This window comes from Paenibacillus sp. LS1, from assembly GCF_026013365.1.
GTDB lineage: Bacteria > Bacillota > Bacilli > Paenibacillales > Paenibacillaceae > Paenibacillus.
Map to the genome: position 1 here is coordinate 80,849 of NZ_JAPDOE010000012.1, position 20,626 is coordinate 101,474.

Genomic DNA, 20,626 nt, shown 5'->3' on the forward strand with positions numbered 1-20,626 from the left:
CTCCCTATTTCTCTATACTTCGCTCAGTGCTTGTCTTCGACATTGCTATATCTGTATGTTAAAGCTTTCTGGCTGGCTCGTCCATCTCGTTTGCGGCTTTCTGTGAAAAAAACTGAAAAAGGAATCAACTTCCCATATGCTGTACAACCTAACGTAAACTTCCTTCATTGGAAAGGAGGATTCGCATGAGTCGTGAAAAAGGTCAAATCACCATTTGGTTGTCCTTTTCCATCATTTTATTAAGTGCCGGACTGGTCTGCCATGTCTTGTCCATTCCAGCAATACTGGAAGCTGCGGGCAGAGACGGATGGTTATCTGTTGTCGCAGCCGCTCCCTTGTTCATGTTGTTTCTATGTATGATGTACATCATTATTCGGCGTGTACGTGGACAGCGATTAACCGATTGGATTACGCGAGAATTCGGTGCGGTTCCATCTTGGATCTTCCGCATCTCCGCTTCCATTCTGCTATTCACGCTTGGCACACATACGTTGTATGAGACAACTAACTGGACCGTGTCCACATATCTTCAATTCACGCCTCCCTATGTTCTGGCAGGTGGCGGAGCGCTGGTTGCTGCCTGGGCGGCGGCCAAAGGCATACGATCCATTGCGATGACTTCCAGTCTGCTGCTGCCCTTTGTAATACTACTTGGTTACTTTGTAATGTCCGCCAATATGAAATACAAAGACTACAGTCTATTGTTCCCGATCATGGAGAACGGCATGGGTCCCGTGTGGCGGGGCATGATCTACTCCCTTGCCGGACTAATGGAAATTTGGATTCTCATGCTGTTCCAACATGAAGTCAAAGGCAAAATTCGTTGGTGGTATGTTCTGATCCTCGGTATTTTCATGCTCAGTATGGCGATCGGACCAACCATCGGAGCCATCGTGGAATTCGGTCCCGAAGAAGCAGCCAAACAACGGAACAGTCCCTATGAGCAATGGAAACTTGTGAATATCGGAAAGTTGCTGCAACACGTTGATTTTTTATCCATCTATCAGTGGCTTAGTGGTTCCTTCGCAAGGGTGGCCATATCTATGTATCTCATCGTGGATCTGCTCAATTTCCGTAGACCGAAGAAAAGATATATCGCCATTCTTACCATTACCGTGATCATGAGCTTCATGGCGATGCAATGGTGGCGCATTGATTACGTGGATTATTATGTGGACCATATTCAGTTCCCGGTCATGCTCGCGTACGTATCCGTCGTTACCGTGATATTAACGATGGCTGCATTAATCCATAAAAAGGACAAGGAGGCTCCCGAACGTGCCGATCTCAACCCAGCCCAAGAATAATCGTGAAGTTGAACCGTTCCGAATGAACGAGCATAACTTGAATACCTTTTTTGCCGGATCTGACGACGTCATCATTAATAGTCACATGATCGGTGAATCTCCGATGCAGATCCTTATGGCCTATTGCAGCGGTATGGTCGACAGTGAGGCGATCTATGATATTATTCTCCCTGAACTGAAACGAACGTATGAACAAACACACTTTTTCCGTACGTCCGATATTGAGAAATGTATCAGCCTGCAATGGACCCGAATGGACCTGCAAGATCCGGCATTCGGAACCGAGCTGATGTCTCTCCGTGTTTTTGAAGGCCATATGCTGATCTGCATCCCTTCTCTTCAAGCCATGTGGAGTATTGATATTTCCAACATCCCGACACGGACACCGGAGGAATCGACCACCGAAGTTTCGATTCGCGGGGCAAGAGACGGGTTCATTGAACCCCTTGCCGTCAATATTGCTCTTATACGCACACGTCTGCGTACGAACCAACTGGCCTGCAATATCGAACTGATCGGTTCACGTTCTGCAACCAAGGTGGCACTGATGTATATCAAGAATATCGCCAATCCGGAGCTGATCGAAGACGTCCAGGATCGGTTGCGTAAGATTGAGACCGAACGCATCTTGACCGCCAATGAACTGGAAGAGTTGCTGTCGCCTTCGAAGATTACTTTGTTTCCCGTCACCCATTATACGGGTAGGCCTGACTTTGCTGCGGAATGTCTCCTGAACGGACGTTTTATCCTCATTGTCGACGGCAATCCCAGCGCCATTATTGGGCCGGTCAATCTGTTTCTTTTGCTCAAATCACCGGAGGATGCCAGCTTTCCCTTCTTGCCTGTGAACGTAGGACGGATGCTGCGCTTTCTTGGTCTGATGATCACCGTGTTCCTGCCTGGCTTTTATATTGCGCTGACCTCATTTCATATGGACCAGATCCCCTTCCCTCTGGTTGCAACGATATCCGTTGGACGGATGGGGTTGCCGATGGAATCGGGAGTGGAAATGTTCTTCATCATGCTGTTAATGGAGCTGTTCCGAGAGGCGGGGGTACGTTTACCAAGTGCCATCGGCCAGACACTGACAGTCGTCGGAGGTCTCATTATCGGAGATTCTGCTATCCGAGCCGGTATGGTCTCTCCACTCATGATTGTCATTATCGCAGTCACCGTCGTAGCTGGAGCAACCATTGTGAACCAGGTCATGACCAGTTCTGTGCTGATCCTGCGCTTCCTCTGTTTTGTCCTGGGCGCTTCCCTCGGCATCTATGGGTTCATCCTGTCGTTAATTCTGTTCCTCATCTACCTGACGGATCTCAAATCATTTGGGATTCCGTATCTGACACCGTTAACGCCGCTTCATTTCAAACAAGCGATAGCTTCCTTATTCAAACTGCCAAAAGGGCTGGGTAAACGCAGACCCGTCTATCTTGAGACCCAAGAACCGCACAAGAAAGGAAATGGACGATGAGACGCTTGTTGCAGCGATGTTTGCTGGGTCTGTTAAGCCTATTGATGTGCGTGATGACAAGTGGATGCTGGAGTGCCTTTGAAATCCAACAGGTAGACTACGCCAAAGCATTTGGCATTGATTATAAAGACGGCATGTATCATCTGTATGTACAAACACTGGATTTTGCCAGTGTCGCTAAAAGTGAAAGTTCGGCCAAAAGTGCCGATACGCCGCCTGTATGGGTCGGACATGCTGAAGGGAAAACATTGAGCCTGGCGCTAAACGAACTGTTTCGTACAGCTCAATTACACATGGCTTGGGGGCATGTGACAGCCATCGTCATGGCCGAAGGAGTGCTCACCAGCAAACATATCAAAGAAGTGTTCGACATGCTGGGACGTTTTCCAGAATCCCGTTATACGACTTGGGTGTATGGAACCCGTGAGCCACTGGAGAAAATCCTGAGTGCAACGTCCATCTATAATATGTCGCCCTTGGACAGCATTCTTCATAACCCGCTGCCCACGTACATGGAAGAATCGTTATACCCGCCTGTGCTCAGCTTTAAGCTCATTGCAACGCATAATGATCCAGCTACAACGACGTATCTGCCGAGTCTTGCATTGAACAATACTCAATGGTCTGAGAACCAAAAGAAACACGATCTATTTCTGGTCGAAGGGGCCTTTTTTGAAAGGACGGGGGTTAACTTTGAGTTCCTGCCACGCAGTCAGCTCCCCGGTTATCACTGGCTAATCAAGGACATGCGGCGGGCCCCATTACTTGTTCAGAAGGATGGAACGATCTATGGGGCCCTCAGTGTAGGATTGCCGAAGATCAAAATCAAACCTGTCATTCAGGGTGAAGAGGTCAAGTTCAACATTGACGCCCAATACCTAACCGCCCTGTACGAATATCTGGTGCCTACCACTTATAATGAAATGATCCAGATTAGTGAAGTGAAATTGCGGGAGCAAATCATGCAGACCTATCGTCACGGCCTTGAGCGTGGTGTTGATATTTACGGTCTTCAGGAGAAGCTGTATCGCAAAAATCCGAAGCTCTGGCGCAAGTTATCAAACAATGGGAGCAAGATGATGCTTACGGAAGACTCGATCCATGATTTGAAGATTCACCTCACCATCCCGTATACAGGGAAATATAAGAGGAAAGTATAGGAATAACGTGAAACACCCCTTTGCCCGTCTGGTACGACGGATAAGGGGTGTTTGTGTATATGGATGTAATTCGTTTGCAGTTCGAATCATGCAGATCTAGTCCTGCGAAATTTTCATTCCATAAGCCAGCCTGCTTCCTAATCTTCACTATTTAGAGATGAGTATATGATGTGACCTTCGTCGTTCAATCCTTTTATGTCCCATATCATCTCATAAATCGGCTGCTGGATTAACGCATACCACAACCTGCCGCTGAATTGATCGGAAGACGATTCCACGATTTCCGCTTCCAACCGTGAAGATGCCAGATTTGGTTCGTAGCGAATATGCACCTGGGTAATGTCAGCATCGTGGAGATACCCGTATATAATATAGAGCATTTTGCCTTTAGGCTCCTCGTATCCTGATATATGAGAAGAAAGCGGCTCGGCCGGGTTATCCTGCAGACCACTGCCTATTCTGGCCAGTTCGGAGAACCACATCTTTTGCTGGATCAAAGCAGGAGTCAGGTTATTCGTAGTGAGATCTTGATATAAAACCAATTGTGTTCGTGGTTCAATAGTTGTAACTAGCTTTACCTGTTCGGAATCAATACCATTCTTGCTGAGCACTGAATCGATGTCCTGCGGACCACAAGAACGTATCAAAAACAGAGCGACCAATACAAAGAACAACACGTACGCTACCCGTTTACGGTTGCTTATCTTGGGCATAGATTAACCTCTCCTTAAAATTGAATCTTTATAAACAATTAATTATCTTAGAAATGGTATGTCAGATAGTGCTGCCCCGAAGTAATTCACAGCATCCATGCAGCGATCTATAACAATGGCAACTGTATGGACAAAGACCACCTACTCTCAACTAACTTTCACTTCTTATAATAATGCATTACCCGCAACCGAGTAGTCAGGATTAAGGTCTGAGGAATGAGCACAAAAACAATATACATAAGTACAATTAACCATAGATGTGCGGCAAAATGTTCTGCACCGAACGATGGTTTCGGACGTTCAATCCAATATCGGTCCCCAGCTCTGGAAGACAAAGATAATGGCAGGATACAGAAGATTGATGGTCCAGCGCCAGATGTTGTTAGTATAAAGATTCATAATGCTTCACCTCGTTACATAACGTTGAAACTGTGCGTGAAAATACAGGCTACAAAAATTAGCGAAGATATGTACTCTCGAGATTTTAATAGGTTATCCAATTACATACTGGGACAGAAATGAAGAAAATAAGCATCATTTTGGATATTATTGCTCATACTACCTTCAGGAAATTATCGAAGGAGTGACAGTATGAGGTTAAAAAGGTTCATCGCCGTTGGAGCCGTGTTAACTTGCTCAACTCTGTTATGGGGCTGTGGCAATGGCACTGCGAATAATGCTTCCCAGCAACAGAATAACACCGTTCGGTCGGAGAGTTGGAGCGATCCCAAACGACTGGAAGCTTCCCATCTTGAGGCGCTTGAGCGTATGGAGAAAGATCATATCCACCGGATGGTTTCACTTAGTGCAAGTACAGATGGAGACAAAGTAATGACCACGCTTGAACGGTCGAGTCAGAAGCTGGAGGAAATGAGACCCCTCGCCGAAATGCTCCAGCATGAAGGCCATCCAGCATTATTACAGCAAATTCAGGAGATGTCCCGTGATATCCAAGGTTCCAAATCCGTCGTGGCTGAGATGAAAAATTTACCTCAGGACGGTAAAATTAAGATTCAGTCTGAGAACTCCGATTCTTTGCATCACATCAGTAGCTTCCGCGATTACCACCAGTATATCCAAGAGAAAATTCAAACTTTGAACAAGAATAATACTGATTTACATTAATTAGTAATAGCTGCTTACCCAAGTGACTTCAATCGATACAATTGTATGAACGAAGCAAAAATAGTTAGGTGGGAAGATTCTTCCTATCTGACTATTTACGTGTGAGCAGATATAGACAATCACTGTATCCTGCTGCGATTTCTTTGATCTTCTCTGTCTGCTTCCTCCATCTTGCGAATATATCGCTTTAATTCCTCCTTATGAGCTTCAAGTTCAGTCAGTTTCACAGATGCTCCCTCTACAAAAGACTGCATCTTATAAGTTAACTCCTCTGCCGATCTTCCTACCCAGTCCTGCTGCAACCTCCCATGAATCGAACGCATCTTCTGTTCCTGTTGTACAAGTCGTTGCTGCAATTGTTCGCATTGTTGAACGGCTCTTCGTAAATCCGACAGGGATACGGATATTCTGCCCATGTCCACTTTCCTCCTGTTAATCTATCTATATAAATCCCATTATTATTGTTGCTGATCAGCGATTACAAAATCTTCTCTCTTTCGTTCAATATAATCTGCAATCTCACTTATGGATTCCTGGTACCAACGGTTAATTTGTTGCAAAGTAGCTGTTGCATTATAAGCAATCGGTGTAAAAGACTGACTTTCGCTCGTTGCTATATGGGTCTGGAACATCTGTATAGAAGCTTGTGCATCGTTGGAAAATCCGCTCAAACTCAGTCTCATTTCCCGAGCAGACTGCGCTAATTCTTCCGGTGTTAATTGAATTTTACCGCCACCAGAACTACCTACTCCGGATATAAACGAAGCTACTGCACCAGACATCACATTAGAGAACACAGCCATTGCTTTCTGATGTGCAGTCCATCTTGGAGAAATATCAAGCGTCTCTCCCGTACTCCGATCAATTAACGGGCCAATTAAGTTGCCATCCTTATCAAATTCATATTGCTTCATGGAGTGGTACCCCTTGCCTTCGTCCTTCGAGAAGGAATCCAATAATCTAACGATATTTCCAATGTACAGCTTATCTAGATCTACATCTATTCCAACGTCATGAACCAACATCGGCGAGCCTGCACCGAGAGGTTGAAAAGGGACCTTTAACTGTAATTGAAACTTCCAGTTCTGATACATCGCATTAGCGGTGTCAAAATTCTGTCCCTTGTACACCGTAAGTCCAACGTGCCTATCATATTCACTTATTCCGCCAGCTCCTACAGAATCACTCGGATGAACCACATTAACCATTTTGTTGTCAAAGTGACCTTCATTCACTTTAGCCAAACTTATATCATCCAGCAGATTCATTACACTTGGAGCACTGTACGTCATACCAGACACATCATGACGAGCAGCTACATATTGAGCCAAACCACCACCAAGAGAATGGCCTGTTAGCGAAATATCTGAATCAGGGTATGCTTTCTGTACTGCCTCATACAATTCTTCAGCTTGATGAAACTGATTGTTTTCCCAACTTGAATTATCCATCATGAGTTTGAAAGGACTATTTTTGAAGATATTATGACGCTCTGGGTCGGTTATGGAATCTTCAAGCTTTCTCGTTCTTCCTCCTACGACATCAAAAGCATCAGTCTCCCAATCCGCGAATTTATCCGTCAACTTCCCTTCCGGCTCAGTTCCGCGATAACCGATGACAATCTGATCTGTAAGATCATTTTTTAAAACAACTGCGTCGAACCCAGACTTTCTATGCAATTTTGCTCCATCTGGCTCAATCACTTTCCAATTAGCCGAATCCAATGTATCAGGGTAATCTCCTTCATTTAAATTAAGATAGGCCAGTTCCGAAATTTCCTTATATGTCTTATCAGTTATATAGGTATCCATAAAACCTCCCTCTCTGTTTACTGATCTAAAAAGTTAAAGTATATTATAAAGTGTTAAGTTCACATATATAGGAGGTTGAAGAATATTTTTAAAAATATTCAATTTGTATCTATTACACTTATAATCTTAGCCCTTATATTGGGAGGATGTAATTCTATGCCGAATCAAGACAACATTATTGAAGAAGCGACTCAAGTGGGTCATCAATACTTCATTGATCACTATAATACCGAAGTAGAATTCACTGATCATAAATTTATGCCAAAAGATCTTAGTCACAATATCAGTTTGAGCGGTCATGTTAAAAATAATAAAGAAACCGAAATCACTATCCTTATTGATTATGATACGTTTGAAGTTCAGACAGCCGTTGTACCGAAAGAGTTACTTGACCAAAAAATCAAGTAAGTTCCAACAAGGAGTAGTAGTTATGCTCAATAGTAAATATCGTAAATCTCTAACCCTATTAATAATGATTAGTGTAAGTATCACTGTATTTTACGGTTATATATTCTCAATGGTGGATTATGATACTTATGAAGTCAAAACAGGCTCAGTGCCTGATGACATCAAACCTCTTAAGTAGTTTATAAGAAATTTTAACTTTTAAAACTTTAGGGCCTTGTACAGATACATGGCTCTTTCATATGTAATAATAGGGATTTTACAACCTAATCTCATCCTCTTTTTTCCAAAGAAGTAGAATCATTATAGTTCATCTTCTGTGAATCGTGTATACGACATATAAGAAATGAGTACAAAGTCTTTATTAATCTCGGGCAGTTAACCTTACATATCATAAATTATAGGACGTTGTTACCAGAATAATTTCAGCGTTTTTCATAATTATGTGAGATTCAATTCTAGTCTGTAATTTTTTCAGGCAGCGACACATCCATAAAAATCTCACACTCGTCACTGCCTTTACACTCATAATGCTAGCCCCTCACTCGAACCAGATACGTGAAATACGAAGCCCTCCTGATTGGTCGATTGGATTACGAGCAGCAGACACAGCAATTCACTGTACACCACCACAGTCAGCGCTCTGGCTTTCACACTTTTCCCTCTTCACTACAACTTCATTCCACCCACAACGATACCCAGATGAACATGCTAAATAATAAGACTGGCGCAATTGCACCTGTGGCTAATATGATCCATAATGTTGCGGGCTTTATTCTTTGGCTGTATGCATCGACCTTACGCATCCGATCTTTGCGCCACTTGGCGAACCTGAGCCGTCTGATCATCCGATTGAGAACGATTTGCCGCTGCTCGCCCTCTTCGAATTCTTCGATCGCACGTCGCAACTCCTCATATAAACGCGCTTCTTCCATCTCCTGTGATACAGGTAAGGTCATCGTAATCCCTCCATACAAAATATATGAAAATAAAAGCCGTCAACGCATAGCTATTCCACAATGCTGCCTATATTCTAGTCCCTACCTTATCAACACGTTAAAGACCTCTAAAGTTTGAAATTGAACTGGAAAAGAGATACACCAAAAAGCCCGGGCAGGCCCGGACTTGGTTTAACGCACGTATCATTATTATTATTTGGATTGTTCACGTTCCACAATCATCTTCGCAATCGCCTGAATCTGAAGTTTCAATGAGACTGGATCATTGCCCCAGAACAAGTCCGGATCGAGCTGAAACACCCGATTGTTCTTAACCGCATCCAATGTCTTCCATACCCCTTCATTACTTCCCCACACTTCAGAAAGCATCTCACCCTGATCCAGGAAAATAAAATCTCCGGCATACTCGCCAACAACTTCGTATGAAATCTGACGGTACGTTTCTTTGCCAATCATCTCGGCAGCCTGCTTCGGAGGCGGATTCAACTTCATATGTTGATATATGGCTTCCCCGCCGCGATACCCGCCATCACCATAGATGTAGAAGTTCTTGTCCGCTACAAAAACGCCCATTAACGCAAAGGTATCCTCTGCGGATACATACGGCTTAATCTGTTCACGTGCATCTGCTGCGATCTGATCCAGATCGGCCAACCATGCTTCTGCTTCCGCTTCTTTACCAAACAGTTCCCCGAAGTAACGCATGTTCTCATATATATCCTTGAAATGGTTATACGGAAGCACAAGCGTTGGAGCAATTTTATTGTATTGTTCTATGACCTTGGCATCTCCTGCCGGATTGACCCACGTAATGATCAGGTCCGGCTCCAGGTCCAGCATTTTTTCTAAAGAGCGCTCACCAATGTTGCCTATACCATCAATCTGATCCTGAATCACTTTGTTCTCCAATTCATAACTGGTTGCGCCCACTGGCTTCACGCCCAACGCCAGCAGATTGGGAAGGTAGCCGTCAACGACAATTCGCTTGGGATGAACGGGCATCTCCAATTCTCCGTTGGGTGTATCAATAATCCGGGTCGCAGACGCCGCATCATCTGCCTCCGTATCCGTATTTTCTACCTGTCCTTCGCCTGCTCCAGTAGAAGCCGTCTCAGACTTTGTACCGGATCCTGTTGCTGCCGTGTTGCTTGCCGTACCACAGGCTGCGAGTATCGCAACCAATAGGACAAGGAACATCATTTTCACCATGGCATACCCTTTTCTCTTCATGACACCCTCCAATTAATAATGATTATCATTCCCGATTACAATCATTATTATAGCGGCGCCTCGGAACGAACGTCGATGTGTTATCGTTGGCTATGTCCCATGTACTATGGTTGGCTCCATGCGCTATCCGTTCAGCAGACGCACCATAACATCCAGTTGTTTCTCTAGCGATACACCTTCATCCATCCAAAATTCATTTAGTACCAGCGGATATACCCGGCATCCATCCTCTATAATCAACTGCCGCCAGATTTGACGCGATAATAGCCCCTCTAAATCTTCTCCATATACAGACTCAGGCAAAATAACAAACATGTGATCCGCCGCATAATTCGGCAAGTCCTCTTCAGCAATGAACAACGGCCTATCCTGATCCAGCACCTCGGTCTGAATTCGCTTAGGCGGGTGAAGCTGTAACGCCCGGTACAGATTATAGGCAGACCTCACTTTGTCATGGGGTATAAGCCAGCGTTGATCATAATTCAGTTCATAGATCCCCACCGTCTCTTGTGGCAAAATAAACTGCTGCAACAATGCTCGGGCTGCAAGCACCCTTTTGTTATATTTAGAAATCCACGCCTTGGCCTGCTGTTCTCTACCGAACAGACGACCAACTTGACTCACTTCATCCAGCTTGTCCATTGTGCCCCAATCCAGCATAATCACCGGCGCCACCTGCTCTATCTCTTTCAATACATCCGGGAAATGATAGAAATACGTCGGCGCAAGAATCAGCTCCGGCTTCACCTCTTTTATTCGCTCTACCATCTTCAGGTTGTTCGTAATAATCGTCTCCTGCAATGCCTCCTCAAGAAGCAAGGACGAACCTGCAATCTCTTGTGTGGTCAAGACAGGAGTTAAGCCGACACTGAGCAAAGCTCCAACAAATTGCAAAGCTGCAATCTGTTCCGTTTGCTTCAATTGACGAAATGCACTTGGCGTGATGTGTACATGTCTCTTAAAGGTTTTACTCAAATATGAACTGTCTGAAAACCCTGTCCGCATGGCAATATCCTGAAGTGAATTAGACGTCGTAAACAATAAACGCTTGGCCTCATCCAAACGTAGACGGTTCAGATAGTCCCCAAAACTCCATCCCGTTTCTTTACGAAACAACGACGAGAAATAACTGGCATTGAATCCGGTCATTCGGGCAAGTGCTGCCCGGTTCAGATCCGCATCTACATGTTGCTGCATATAGGCACATATCTGTTTAATCGTCATATCCTGTATGTAATGGTCCTCTGCATCACTCCAATGCTCAAATACCTGATGAAGCAGGTCATTAAGTAAGGAACTCACACGAGTGTTTCGTTCAGGGGCTGGTACATTCATTGCTCGCTCCACCAGTTCATGCAATTGCCCAAACAGACGGCGGGAAAATTTAATCATACACCCGTCCTTTGGCAGCTGTTCACGGTTCAACTCATAACGAACGGTGGTATTTTTTTGCTCTACGAGTTGGTATCTATCGAATGCGATCATATAGATTGGGCCTGATTCCTCCAACCCAGCCGGTTCTAGGACAAGCGGACTGTGGGCAGGCTGCAAGAACAAACATTTCCCGCTTCCCAAGTGATACTCCCGCTCGTTCAAATGCATTACGGTCTCAGACATCGGGAAGATCAACGTGGGATAATCCAAGTTCTTCTGTACAGGAAATGCCGTCCCTGAATCTGCCACCACGTAGGCATGATGCAATTCATAGATTGTTGAAATCATGAGGTCTCCCTTCTTTCGTAAACTCTCAAGGAATTAATATATATCGGGCATGAAATTAAAAAAAAGAAGGGATTGAAATCCCTCCTTTATCAATCTTTAATTCAACCTTTCACCAGTATATCGGATTCATAACTCTACCATCTTTTGTTATTGTAATCTCCCATAGGATTATCGTTGATATTCCCAAGCCTATCGAATGTATCCTTGTATATCCGAATAATCGATTGAACCTTGCGAAAATCAGGGTCTTCGGGTCCGATGCCTTCCATGAACATTCTCTGAATGATCTCTTGAAAAAAATCCACTTTTGCTTGCATCTGTTGTTGCTCCAATTCAAGAACCTCTTCGAAACTGTGATTTTCTATGTAACCCATCAACTCATCACCCTGTGATGATCTATCATCGATTCGGGGGCTGACTTCAAACTCTTCCGGATCATCCGGTTGAAGATTGACCGTCGTTCGCAACCGCGATAACACAATCTTCTCTTTGGCCAGCATAACGTGAAAATCCTTGTTCTTCAGCAAGTCCGCAATAATCAGGCTGCACATCTCCCGATTTTCAATCAGAATGCCCTCAAATGGGTGCAATGTCCAATCTCCATTGGACCAAAACAAATTAAAATGAAAAAACTGACTACCATACTTGTACTGAATGTTAATGTTGGCCTCATCAATGATTTCGAATGAAAACTCCAGCATGTTAGGCAATCTCCTTCATTCACTTCCAAAGTTTACCTTCATTTTATCAAACACACACAGAGAAATACAGTAAATTAACGATCATTCAACTCCGCAATCGTCTCAGCCTTCTCGCTACTGGCAACAACGATCAATACTAAGGCAATACTGGCAATAATGAGAGATAGCATCCCCGTGGCCCCTTTCATTATGAAGCTGTAACATAACCTATTGTATGCAACAAGATTCAGTGTATGCCCAGTATTGCCTCTTCAAAAAATGGATAAACCTGCATGGATCCCAACCTTGAGGATTTCTATGAATTTATGCTAGACATACAAAAAAGAGACGCAGCAGCGCCTCTTTTCATCAAACCTATGAACAAAATATAAAACTCAAACATAGAACTCAAACGTAGAACTAATCCAAATAAGAGCTTAACGAGTTGGCATCCGGTTGGTTTTTAGCTTGAATATTGCCGGTCTTCTGAGCTTCCAGCCCCAATCTTTCACTCATGCCTGCATTTAGTGTCGTCATCTTGGCTGTATAGTCGTTGCAGCTCTCAATAATACGGCGATTGGACTGCTCAGACAGATCCAGGGCAGACATCAAATCTCCGATGGCCTGGTTCACCGATTCCATGGACATGGCCGGCTTGGCTAACAAATCGTTGGTCTTTTCCGTTGTCGTACGCAGCAATCTCGCATTTTCCTTGAACTGTTCTTCAATCGTTTTGTTGGTCGCTTCCACAGCAGAAATGACCTTCTCCTGATCATTCAAGGCCATGGCAATCATGGCAGATACCGTAATCAGATTAGCCGTCTTATCAATGGCATTGTTCACGGAATCGATCAGTTTGTCATTATTATCATTAATAATATCTGTCGCTGCAATAGCCTGATTATACAGCATGATCATTTCGGTCATGGATTGAGTGCGGGTAACCACCTTGCGCAATCCACGCTCCAAGTGAGCCTTGCGGTTCTCATTCTCAGGCTTGGCAATCTCAGCCTCGAACAAATCCTTCAACTGATTACCAAAAGCGATTTTGGTTTGCAGGTTATAAATCTCCTGAATGGAGGAACGTTTTAACTGCCGCATACTCACAATGCTCTCTTCCAGATTGTCCTTCCCATCCCGTAATCCATTAATAATGCTATCAATGTTGGTTCGCACAGACTGGTAACGATAGACATAGTTCTTCAGTGGACTTTTGCGCAGTAACCGCCCTACAAAACTAACGTTTTTGCTCTGCTGTAAACTTTCGCACTCATCTCTCAGTTTCAAGATCATCGTAGACACTTCAGCCCGATTACCGGACATGAGATCATTCACAGGTCGATCCAGCATTTTCAGCGTTTGGCCCGCTTTTTCCTGTGTCTTCACGCCCAGCTTGCCGATATCATCCATTAATAAATCCAGTTGAACAGCATCGGTTTGGGATACCTTCTGAATTAATTGGGTTGCTTCCTGATTAATCCGCTGCTGGTCATCCTGTTTTAATTGAATATATTCCGTTGCCATACCTAACGATCCCTCCTATAATTCGGAGCTATTATACCTTTGATGAATAAGCTCTGCTTTGTTCTGAAGCTCCAATAGATCTTTATGTTCGATTGTAGATACAATCTCTGAAATCTTGGAATCTACATCCTTCAGGCCATTTAATAACATCCTGCGATTGGTACGCTTGGCTTCTCCACTCAAACGGAGAAAAGGGTTAATAAAACCATTCAGATCTTTCAAAATCAATCTGCGCATCGTATGGTTAATATCACCGTTGTTTAACTCTTTCAGTGCCGGAATGACTCGCTGCAATCTGGCAAAAAGGGCTAACGACTTCTCAACAATTTCATTGTCCAGCTCATTTTTTTGTCCCTCGGAGATCACCATATCTTCCAAAACTTCGAGATATTCAATGACTGGCCCAAAAATAGGATCTGAATCATCTTGATGTGGCGAACGTACGGCTTCGGATCGTCCAGCATTTTCTGCACGTTCAGGGGTTGGGTTGATCTGCTGATTAGCAGATCGATTTCCCACAACTTGTTTCCCTGCTTCGCCGTTCATCTCAACAACTCTTCTCTCCGAATCTGAACCAGATGTCTCAATGACTGGCGCACGTGGCCGTGTTGGAAGTATACCTCCGACCATCGTCGCCAAAGCCGGGATCGCCCATGATACAAATTCAGGAACAAAAGGACTGCTTACAGCGGCAAGGCCATATCCAATCAGCGCAGCCAGGCCGATTTTTGTTATGCGTAACATCGTTTATCCTCCTGCCTATAACAACACATGGTACACAATGAACAAATGAAGACTACACTTGATCACTTCGTTCCTGTGTAATTATCAAGATCATCTACATAATCGTATTGTAAGAAAACCAGTCAGAAGGTGTCAATGTTTGGAAACTAATCTTTAATGGTTTCTAATCTTCTGTGCATCCATAATCAATGGTTGTTCCACATGACTTCCCAATATACCGTATTGAGGAGAAAGAGGGCCGACTTCAAAACCCAGGGCCAGCTTCACAGCCAAATATGGGAAATTGATTCCCGAAAGACAGGACACATGTAATCCTCCGGACATTCTTGGATTAATCTCCAGCAGTTTCGGAGTCTCTTTACGATATTTCATCTGAATGTTGAAGTTATAGGGGATGCGATAAGCAGAAGCAACATCACTGGCGATTTTTAATAATTCAGCATGCTCCTCAAGCCTTCTTAGGCGCCCACCTGCTTTGCAGCGAGGGACAGCCGCGAGCAGACTCCCCTCGCTGTCAGCCAAACAATCTATACTGTATTCATAACCTTCGAGACGTTCCATGATCATAATGTTTGGAAAGGACTCCACAGTAGAAAAGGCACGGAATGCATCTTCAAAAGAGATGCGGTTCTGGGTATGTCCGAACAACTCTTCTAATGGATTACGGCTATTGTCGATCACCCTGAATCCCATTCCGCCTTCCCCATTACATGGTTTGAAACACACCTCATGTCCAGCGTTGGAAAGTGCATCATAGGCCTGTTTGAATTGCGAGGCATTGCTGACAGTGAAGTAATCCGGAATGTTCATGATTCCCAGTTCACGTACAGATTCATAGAAACGGTCCTTCTCCATCAATTGCTCCAGCAGTTCTGTATCCTTGCAGACCAAAACCTTGGTGCCGATCTCTTCGAAAAGGTGAACGTGCTTGCTGATATCCAGCATATGGAGACGTGGAATAAAGATATTGATTTGATGTCTTCGGCAAAAATCCAGACAGAAATCAATATACTCTTTTCCCGTAACCTTTGGCTCTAACTCTGCGTGGTCACATCCCTGAAGCGCCATGTTGTTCGGATCGGAATGGGTGCCATAGATCTCGAACTGCAAGCCATCTTCGTTGTTTCGAATCAAATTCATATAGTGATACGCCACCGAAAACCAACGATTAAAATAAATACGGGTCTTGTTCATAAGACAGCATCTCCTATCGCAACGTGGTGTGTGGAACGGACATATTCCAAAATCTCGTCGGCGGCAAATATACCGGATTGTTCTGTGAACTGGTAAGGGATCTTATCAGGATTCCGCTGCTTCTCCCGGTAAAGTTCGCCATGCCGTGGAGCAATAGCATAATCTGCGAAGTCGAGTAAACAACGGTCCAATAGGGAATCCCCGGAGGCTATAACAGGTACATCTCCGATCTGATGTCGAACATGTTCTACCGCAGCGCTCTTATTCACGCCAGAAGGAACAAGGTATAGCTTACGCCCTTGAATGGAGGCCTCCCATCCTAGCGCTCCCAAAGCGTGAATCTTCTCTGTAACTTGCTCTATCGGCATACGGTCACGGTGAATCACAAAGGCATAAAACAACTCATCACATAGTCGCTCCCCTGCAACCCAGTCGCTGTTTAGCACATCGCCAAACAACTGCCTGACCTCAACTGCTGCTGCAGAATACTCTTGAAGTTGAGAACGAACATAATCGTTCCAGGCCAAGTCCACTTTACCGTCAATCAGAATATTTCCACCATTGCTCGTTATCGCATAGGCCGGAATCACGTCCTGCTGAAAAATCCGAATGCGCTGGTACTGCTCCACTGTCCGTGTAGTTACAGGGATAAAAATAATATCTTCAGGAAGAGTCTTGAGCTTATGTAGCGCTTCGGCTGACATAAAGGCTGATAGTTCACCACGAATCCATTCGGCTGGAACGAGTCCCGAGGCATCCTCGGAAACGCCCATCGAACGACGGGAATAGATCAGTGTCTGATCCAGATCACTTGCATAGATCATTCTCCGCCCCCCTTTACCGATTGAATAATACCGCAGCATGAATAGCTCAATCCAGGGAACACTTCCACCGGGACACCCCGGTCCTTCGCGAGCAGCATAATATGTCTCAGATTAGGATTGTTCGGGCGATCAATCAGAATTTTCCAAGGGATACGACGCAATAGTACGCGTGTCGTCTCTCCAATCCCTGGTTTGATCAAATTTACATCCTCAATACCGAATGCCTGTTGAATGGATTGGATATCCTTCATACCCTGCCAAGTTACTTCTGAGGGATGAGACAGTGCTTCACTGGCTTGAAGTGATGCCACTTGTTCGACCCTGGGGAAGTAATCCGCTATTTTATCAACAAACACATTGGACAGGTCGGATGAAGCCCACTCCTTGTACCACTTGGCTCCATGGTAGTCATTCGGTCCGATGAGGTCATCCCGTAGTACCGTACGGCTCATCAGACCGGATACGGTCGAGTTCAGACAAGCGCTTGGGATCAAATAATCTTCTCGGGTACCATAGGTAGCGGAGCACTGCCCCGGATCGGCCAACACGGCAAGATCGTCGTCCAATTGGATGCCATAACGTTCATTCAGGCTTTGACAAGCTTCCACCAGCACCTTACGTATCGCTCCCTTGCCTGTCCACCCATCGATGAATTGAATAGGTGTATGCAGTCCATGCTGCTGCCATATATACAGCATTGCGTTCTCATCAATCCCTTTTCCACGAATTATGGAAATACTGTAATGAGGCATGTTCACGTTATACTTCATTGCAATATAACGTTTAACCAGAATACCAATCGGCGTTCCGGCACGAGCGAGCGAGACCAGAATTGTATCTAATCCCCTTTTACGCACGATCATCTCCGCTACCACCGCGGCAGCCATAGCGACCTTCTCCGCGGATTGCGCTAATGTATCATGGAACAACTCAATATATTCATCCGTAGGGTGATACTCCACGGGCAGCATTTCCGAATAATGCACACCCGACTGAATGGCATGTTCACGCTCTCCGGTCTCTTTTTCCAAATGAATGTCGCTTAAATCCTTTAACAAGAACACAACATCGGACGGGTCATAACTGCCTAGTGGCTCAGGTGATTTCATCTTGCGCTTCATCATACTTTCAATCGTAGATAAATTCATAGGTTGTCTTCTCAGCCCTCCTGTGGAACACCGCAGTACACCACGTATATTTGCTTACATCCGAGTTGGGACAATACATCCAGCATAGGCTGCATGCGTTCTTCAGACATATGTCTTTCCATCAAAACAAAAATCTCATCATATTGCCCAGGTAATACATTGTAAATATAATTGCGAACAGTCGGATCTTCTGGCGAGGTATATCCTTCACCTGCAATAACCGCATATCCTGGACGATTCACCGTATGGATTGGACTCCGAGTTGTGGACTGGTACATAACTCCGTCGCCCATCTCAGCTGCAATTCGCATCGGAATATGCATAAACTCCCCTGTACCCATGACAAGGGTACGCCGGCCTTTACTCTTTTCTCGCAAAATGGCTGCGATCCTAGAAATACCCGAATCCAGACCAGCATTATGACTGGAATGAATTCCGAATCGGCCTGTATACCGAAGATAAGGAGCCGACCAGCGATTCCCCTCCGAATCAGCAGATACAGCGCCCCATGGCTCCAGTTCACCTGCTACAGACAAAACACTTATTAATGATAAGGATTCATTGACCAGTTTCTCTCTGGAAGCATCGATAGATGGTTCGCCCATCACCTGAATCTTTCCTTTTAATAAGCATAGTGGAGTGATCGTGATTCCAAGTTCTACTTCCAGTGCTGTGAATTTCTGCTCATCTGCATCAGTGCGCCAATCCAGCAAAGACGCGATATAATATTGTTTGCGCGGATAGGTGCGCTGGATATCCCGAATAATGTTCAATGTGGTATTGCCCGTTGTGATCTCATCATCCACAAGAACAAGAGGCTCACCCTCTGCGAGTGATTCGGAGTCCAGAGCGTAACAGCGATGAGACATCGCGTGAGAATGCTCCTCCTCGAATTGAATATCCGGCTCCAGTTCAGGCAGGTACTCTCTTGTGGAATGAATATACGTTGCACGATCAGCGAACAGCTCGTACATACTTTGCCCCAGAGCGGTGGCTGTCTCAGCGAACCCAACGAATCGTACTTCTTCAGGCAAGATCATTTTGGCATTCATTAAATACTCATACGACTCACGAGCTTGATCAGGATCAATTAAACCTCGGACCATACGTTGTTTCCATTCTGCAATACGTTCGTCCTCTCCGTGAGTTAAATCTTCATATAGAAGAACTGCAAGGGCAGCCCCGCTTAATAAAGAAGTATAAGGATTGACGGCAATATGTTTGCCAAGCAACTTACTGACAAAAAGAAATGATCTCTTTTTATTTAAGCGAGCCGCCATCGAGAACAGATTCTCCAAAGGGATTTCAAACGGATTGTAAGTGGCCTCAATCGTAATATTGAACTGATCAAGAATAGGAAACGTACGTGTGTTCGTGTTTGGGCAAGAGCCCGACAAAATGCTGCTGTTCATGTAACACCCCATATATTTGTGATCGGATTAAAATTCGTTTAGCCCAACTCAAGTGCGGCTTGATCTCGTTCATTTTGTTGGTATACGCGCTTTTGAAAACCCCTAAGCTTCCATCATTACGAGCTACAATACCTTGTGCATCCACGAACTCTTCATGTGTAACCACATACATCGCCTGAACGGGCTTGATATGTGTCGGATGAATAATCGTTTTTCCTATAATTCCGTTCTCCTTATCCATCATGACTTCACGCATCATTCCGTCCATGGAGTTCGTAATATATTTCATCCTGAGATTTCGTCCCGTCTTGCCAAGTGTTTCTTCAAATGGCGTCTGCCTTAATTGCGGCTTGAACACTCGTTCACGCTGACTAAAATATTCCCACACCGGACCAGATATCACATAACCATTTTCCTCGCGACCGTATAAATTAATAATATCGGATATGCAATCACGTATCGTTGCTATATCATAAATAGTAAATTCCGGACTTCGACGCAGTCCAAATAGACTTGAGAAATCCGTTGCTCCAATTCGGATATTCAGGACATAAGGTGCATACTCATCCACGATCTGCTTTAACTGGAGCAATGTATCCCAGCGTGTCTCTCGGTATATCACTTCCGCCGTCTCCAAAATTGGCATGGCATATAGTAGGGGATGTGAATTCGGCTTCTGCTGATTATACTCGTGAATAAGCTGCAAATAAGCACGTCCATTCGCACAATCGAACTTCGGCAGGGCAATACCTGTCAGGAGTGACATCCGTTCACCCAGTATGTCAAAAAGACGTTCCAACTGCTCTGGAGATCTTACCCGTACAAAAAGTAAAGGCAGTCTGTTGGATGTCAGCATTCCCGACTCCATGTATTCTGCAACAAGCATAAGATGCTGGGCCAAACATTGTTCTGCAAATTCGACTTGCTCGTCTCCAACCGCATCTTCCAGATCAATAATGATGGTTGTGAGTCCTTCATGCTTACCGTTCATAATATCGTCTGCAATATGCGGACGGGTAGCTGGCATGTACAAAGCAGCCCCAACAGCGTATGCCAGTATTTCTTTGGAGGTTCGATGACTAAACGATACGGGCGAAGAAAAAAAGAGCGCTTCTTCCTCCTCTGAGTTCAAAAAGCTAAAATATTTCAGGTTATTCTCCTCCTTGCACTTCTGACTTCAAGTCAGTCTGCATG

General features: G+C 44.6%; 20 protein-coding genes. 5 read left to right on the forward strand and 15 right to left on the reverse strand.

Going from position 1 to position 20,626, the window contains the following annotated elements; genetic code table 11:
• Positions 1 to 185 precede the first annotated feature (185 nt).
• From OM416_RS26940 to OM416_RS26950, 3 genes are read left to right on the forward strand one after another with little or no spacing between them, the layout of a single operon-like run.
• Positions 186 to 1,307, forward strand: a complete 1,122-nt coding sequence (locus OM416_RS26940; RefSeq protein WP_264934612.1) for a GerAB/ArcD/ProY family transporter — start codon at positions 186 to 188, stop codon at positions 1,305 to 1,307.
• Positions 1,279 to 2,781, forward strand: coding sequence for a spore germination protein (locus OM416_RS26945; protein WP_264934614.1), 1,503 nt, complete (start codon positions 1,279 to 1,281; stop codon positions 2,779 to 2,781). Before OM416_RS26940 ends, OM416_RS26945 begins: the two co-directional genes overlap by 29 nt.
• On the forward strand, positions 2,778 to 3,941 hold the full coding sequence (locus OM416_RS26950) for a Ger(x)C family spore germination protein (RefSeq protein WP_264934616.1): 1,164 nt from the start codon (positions 2,778 to 2,780) through the stop codon (positions 3,939 to 3,941). Before OM416_RS26945 ends, OM416_RS26950 begins: the two co-directional genes overlap by 4 nt.
• Positions 3,942 to 4,078: 137 nt before the next feature.
• Here OM416_RS26950 and OM416_RS26955 read toward each other — a convergent pair whose 3' ends face one another.
• Positions 4,079 to 4,654, reverse strand: coding sequence for a hypothetical protein (locus tag OM416_RS26955; RefSeq protein WP_264934618.1), 576 nt, complete (start codon positions 4,652 to 4,654; stop codon positions 4,079 to 4,081).
• 591 nt (positions 4,655 to 5,245) lie between these two features.
• Between OM416_RS26955 and OM416_RS26960 the strand changes: the two genes are divergently transcribed.
• Complete coding sequence (locus OM416_RS26960; RefSeq protein ID WP_264934619.1) at positions 5,246 to 5,779, forward strand: hypothetical protein; 534 nt, start codon at positions 5,246 to 5,248, stop codon at positions 5,777 to 5,779.
• Positions 5,780 to 5,898: 119 nt separating this feature from the next.
• On the opposite strand, the gene OM416_RS26965 is transcribed toward OM416_RS26960, so the two are convergent.
• Positions 5,899 to 6,195: a WXG100 family type VII secretion target gene (locus tag OM416_RS26965; protein ID WP_264934620.1), complete on the reverse strand. Its 297-nt coding sequence runs from the start codon at positions 6,193 to 6,195 to the stop codon at positions 5,899 to 5,901.
• A gap of 42 nt (positions 6,196 to 6,237) precedes the next feature.
• Positions 6,238 to 7,590 carry a lipase family protein gene (locus OM416_RS26970; RefSeq protein ID WP_264934622.1) on the reverse strand — a complete coding sequence of 451 codons (1,353 nt, stop codon included), beginning with the start codon at positions 7,588 to 7,590 and terminating at the stop codon, positions 6,238 to 6,240.
• Between the two features lie 156 nt (positions 7,591 to 7,746).
• Between OM416_RS26970 and OM416_RS26975 the strand changes: the two genes are divergently transcribed.
• Positions 7,747 to 7,998, forward strand: a complete 252-nt coding sequence (locus OM416_RS26975) for a hypothetical protein (protein ID WP_264934624.1) — start codon at positions 7,747 to 7,749, stop codon at positions 7,996 to 7,998.
• A 522-nt stretch (positions 7,999 to 8,520) separates the two neighbouring features.
• Here the strand turns inward: OM416_RS26975 and OM416_RS26980 are convergent.
• The 12 genes from OM416_RS26980 to OM416_RS27035 form a co-directional block, all read right to left on the reverse strand.
• Positions 8,521 to 8,649 (reverse strand): hypothetical protein, encoded by a 129-nt coding sequence (locus OM416_RS26980; protein WP_264934626.1) that lies wholly within the window; start codon positions 8,647 to 8,649, stop codon positions 8,521 to 8,523.
• A 23-nt stretch (positions 8,650 to 8,672) separates the two neighbouring features.
• On the reverse strand, positions 8,673 to 8,954 hold the full coding sequence (locus OM416_RS26985; RefSeq protein ID WP_264934628.1) for a hypothetical protein: 282 nt from the start codon (positions 8,952 to 8,954) through the stop codon (positions 8,673 to 8,675).
• Positions 8,955 to 9,146: 192 nt separating this feature from the next.
• Positions 9,147 to 10,184: an ABC transporter substrate-binding protein gene (locus tag OM416_RS26990; RefSeq protein ID WP_264934630.1), complete on the reverse strand. Its 1,038-nt coding sequence runs from the start codon at positions 10,182 to 10,184 to the stop codon at positions 9,147 to 9,149.
• A gap of 123 nt (positions 10,185 to 10,307) precedes the next feature.
• Complete coding sequence (locus OM416_RS26995; RefSeq protein ID WP_264934632.1) at positions 10,308 to 11,906, reverse strand: AraC family transcriptional regulator; 1,599 nt, start codon at positions 11,904 to 11,906, stop codon at positions 10,308 to 10,310.
• Positions 11,907 to 12,040: 134 nt separating this feature from the next.
• Positions 12,041 to 12,607 (reverse strand): hypothetical protein, encoded by a 567-nt coding sequence (locus tag OM416_RS27000; RefSeq protein ID WP_264934634.1) that lies wholly within the window; start codon positions 12,605 to 12,607, stop codon positions 12,041 to 12,043.
• A 399-nt stretch (positions 12,608 to 13,006) separates the two neighbouring features.
• On the reverse strand, positions 13,007 to 14,110 hold the full coding sequence (locus tag OM416_RS27005; protein WP_264934635.1) for a toxic anion resistance protein: 1,104 nt from the start codon (positions 14,108 to 14,110) through the stop codon (positions 13,007 to 13,009).
• Between the two features lie 15 nt (positions 14,111 to 14,125).
• Positions 14,126 to 14,854, reverse strand: a complete 729-nt coding sequence (locus OM416_RS27010; RefSeq protein WP_264934636.1) for a hypothetical protein — start codon at positions 14,852 to 14,854, stop codon at positions 14,126 to 14,128.
• Between the two features lie 153 nt (positions 14,855 to 15,007).
• Positions 15,008 to 16,048, reverse strand: coding sequence for an ATP-grasp domain-containing protein (locus tag OM416_RS27015; protein ID WP_264934640.1), 1,041 nt, complete (start codon positions 16,046 to 16,048; stop codon positions 15,008 to 15,010).
• Complete coding sequence (locus tag OM416_RS27020; RefSeq protein ID WP_264934642.1) at positions 16,045 to 16,872, reverse strand: HAD family hydrolase; 828 nt, start codon at positions 16,870 to 16,872, stop codon at positions 16,045 to 16,047. Before OM416_RS27020 ends, OM416_RS27015 begins: the two co-directional genes overlap by 4 nt.
• The gene (locus OM416_RS27025) at positions 16,869 to 18,020 is read right to left on the reverse strand and encodes a cysteine protease StiP family protein (RefSeq protein ID WP_264934644.1); all 1,152 of its coding nucleotides are present in this window, start codon (positions 18,018 to 18,020) and stop codon (positions 16,869 to 16,871) included. The genes OM416_RS27020 and OM416_RS27025 overlap by 4 nt, the downstream gene beginning before the upstream one ends.
• A gap of 11 nt (positions 18,021 to 18,031) precedes the next feature.
• Positions 18,032 to 19,432 carry a phosphoribosyltransferase family protein gene (locus OM416_RS27030; RefSeq protein WP_264934646.1) on the reverse strand — a complete coding sequence of 467 codons (1,401 nt, stop codon included), beginning with the start codon at positions 19,430 to 19,432 and terminating at the stop codon, positions 18,032 to 18,034.
• Positions 19,368 to 20,564 (reverse strand): HpcH/HpaI aldolase/citrate lyase family protein, encoded by a 1,197-nt coding sequence (locus OM416_RS27035; protein ID WP_264934648.1) that lies wholly within the window; start codon positions 20,562 to 20,564, stop codon positions 19,368 to 19,370. The genes OM416_RS27030 and OM416_RS27035 overlap by 65 nt, the downstream gene beginning before the upstream one ends.
• Positions 20,565 to 20,626: the final 62 nt, after the last annotated feature.

What these genes read in the sequence shown, in the direction of transcription:
- OM416_RS27005 (WP_264934635.1), bottom strand. Translation starts at nt 14,110, where the DNA reads ATGGCAACGGAATATATTCAATTAAAACAGGATGACCAGCAGCGGATT.
- OM416_RS26995 (WP_264934632.1), bottom strand. Translation starts at nt 11,906, where the DNA reads ATGATTTCAACAATCTATGAATTGCATCATGCCTACGTGGTGGCAGAT.
- OM416_RS26985 (WP_264934628.1), bottom strand. Translation starts at nt 8,954, where the DNA reads ATGACCTTACCTGTATCACAGGAGATGGAAGAAGCGCGTTTATATGAG.
- OM416_RS26940 (WP_264934612.1), top strand. Translation starts at nt 186, where the DNA reads ATGAGTCGTGAAAAAGGTCAAATCACCATTTGGTTGTCCTTTTCCATC.
- OM416_RS27000 (WP_264934634.1), bottom strand. Translation starts at nt 12,607, where the DNA reads ATGCTGGAGTTTTCATTCGAAATCATTGATGAGGCCAACATTAACATT.
- OM416_RS26975 (WP_264934624.1), top strand. Translation starts at nt 7,747, where the DNA reads ATGCCGAATCAAGACAACATTATTGAAGAAGCGACTCAAGTGGGTCAT.
- OM416_RS26950 (WP_264934616.1), top strand. Translation starts at nt 2,778, where the DNA reads ATGAGACGCTTGTTGCAGCGATGTTTGCTGGGTCTGTTAAGCCTATTG.
- OM416_RS27020 (WP_264934642.1), bottom strand. Translation starts at nt 16,872, where the DNA reads ATGATCTATGCAAGTGATCTGGATCAGACACTGATCTATTCCCGTCGT.
- OM416_RS27030 (WP_264934646.1), bottom strand. Translation starts at nt 19,432, where the DNA reads ATGAACAGCAGCATTTTGTCGGGCTCTTGCCCAAACACGAACACACGT.
- OM416_RS26970 (WP_264934622.1), bottom strand. Translation starts at nt 7,590, where the DNA reads ATGGATACCTATATAACTGATAAGACATATAAGGAAATTTCGGAACTG.
- OM416_RS26955 (WP_264934618.1), bottom strand. Translation starts at nt 4,654, where the DNA reads ATGCCCAAGATAAGCAACCGTAAACGGGTAGCGTACGTGTTGTTCTTT.
- OM416_RS26960 (WP_264934619.1), top strand. Translation starts at nt 5,246, where the DNA reads ATGAGGTTAAAAAGGTTCATCGCCGTTGGAGCCGTGTTAACTTGCTCA.
- OM416_RS26990 (WP_264934630.1), bottom strand. Translation starts at nt 10,184, where the DNA reads ATGAAGAGAAAAGGGTATGCCATGGTGAAAATGATGTTCCTTGTCCTA.
- OM416_RS27015 (WP_264934640.1), bottom strand. Translation starts at nt 16,048, where the DNA reads ATGAACAAGACCCGTATTTATTTTAATCGTTGGTTTTCGGTGGCGTAT.
- OM416_RS26965 (WP_264934620.1), bottom strand. Translation starts at nt 6,195, where the DNA reads ATGGGCAGAATATCCGTATCCCTGTCGGATTTACGAAGAGCCGTTCAA.
- OM416_RS27025 (WP_264934644.1), bottom strand. Translation starts at nt 18,020, where the DNA reads ATGAATTTATCTACGATTGAAAGTATGATGAAGCGCAAGATGAAATCA.
- OM416_RS27010 (WP_264934636.1), bottom strand. Translation starts at nt 14,854, where the DNA reads ATGTTACGCATAACAAAAATCGGCCTGGCTGCGCTGATTGGATATGGC.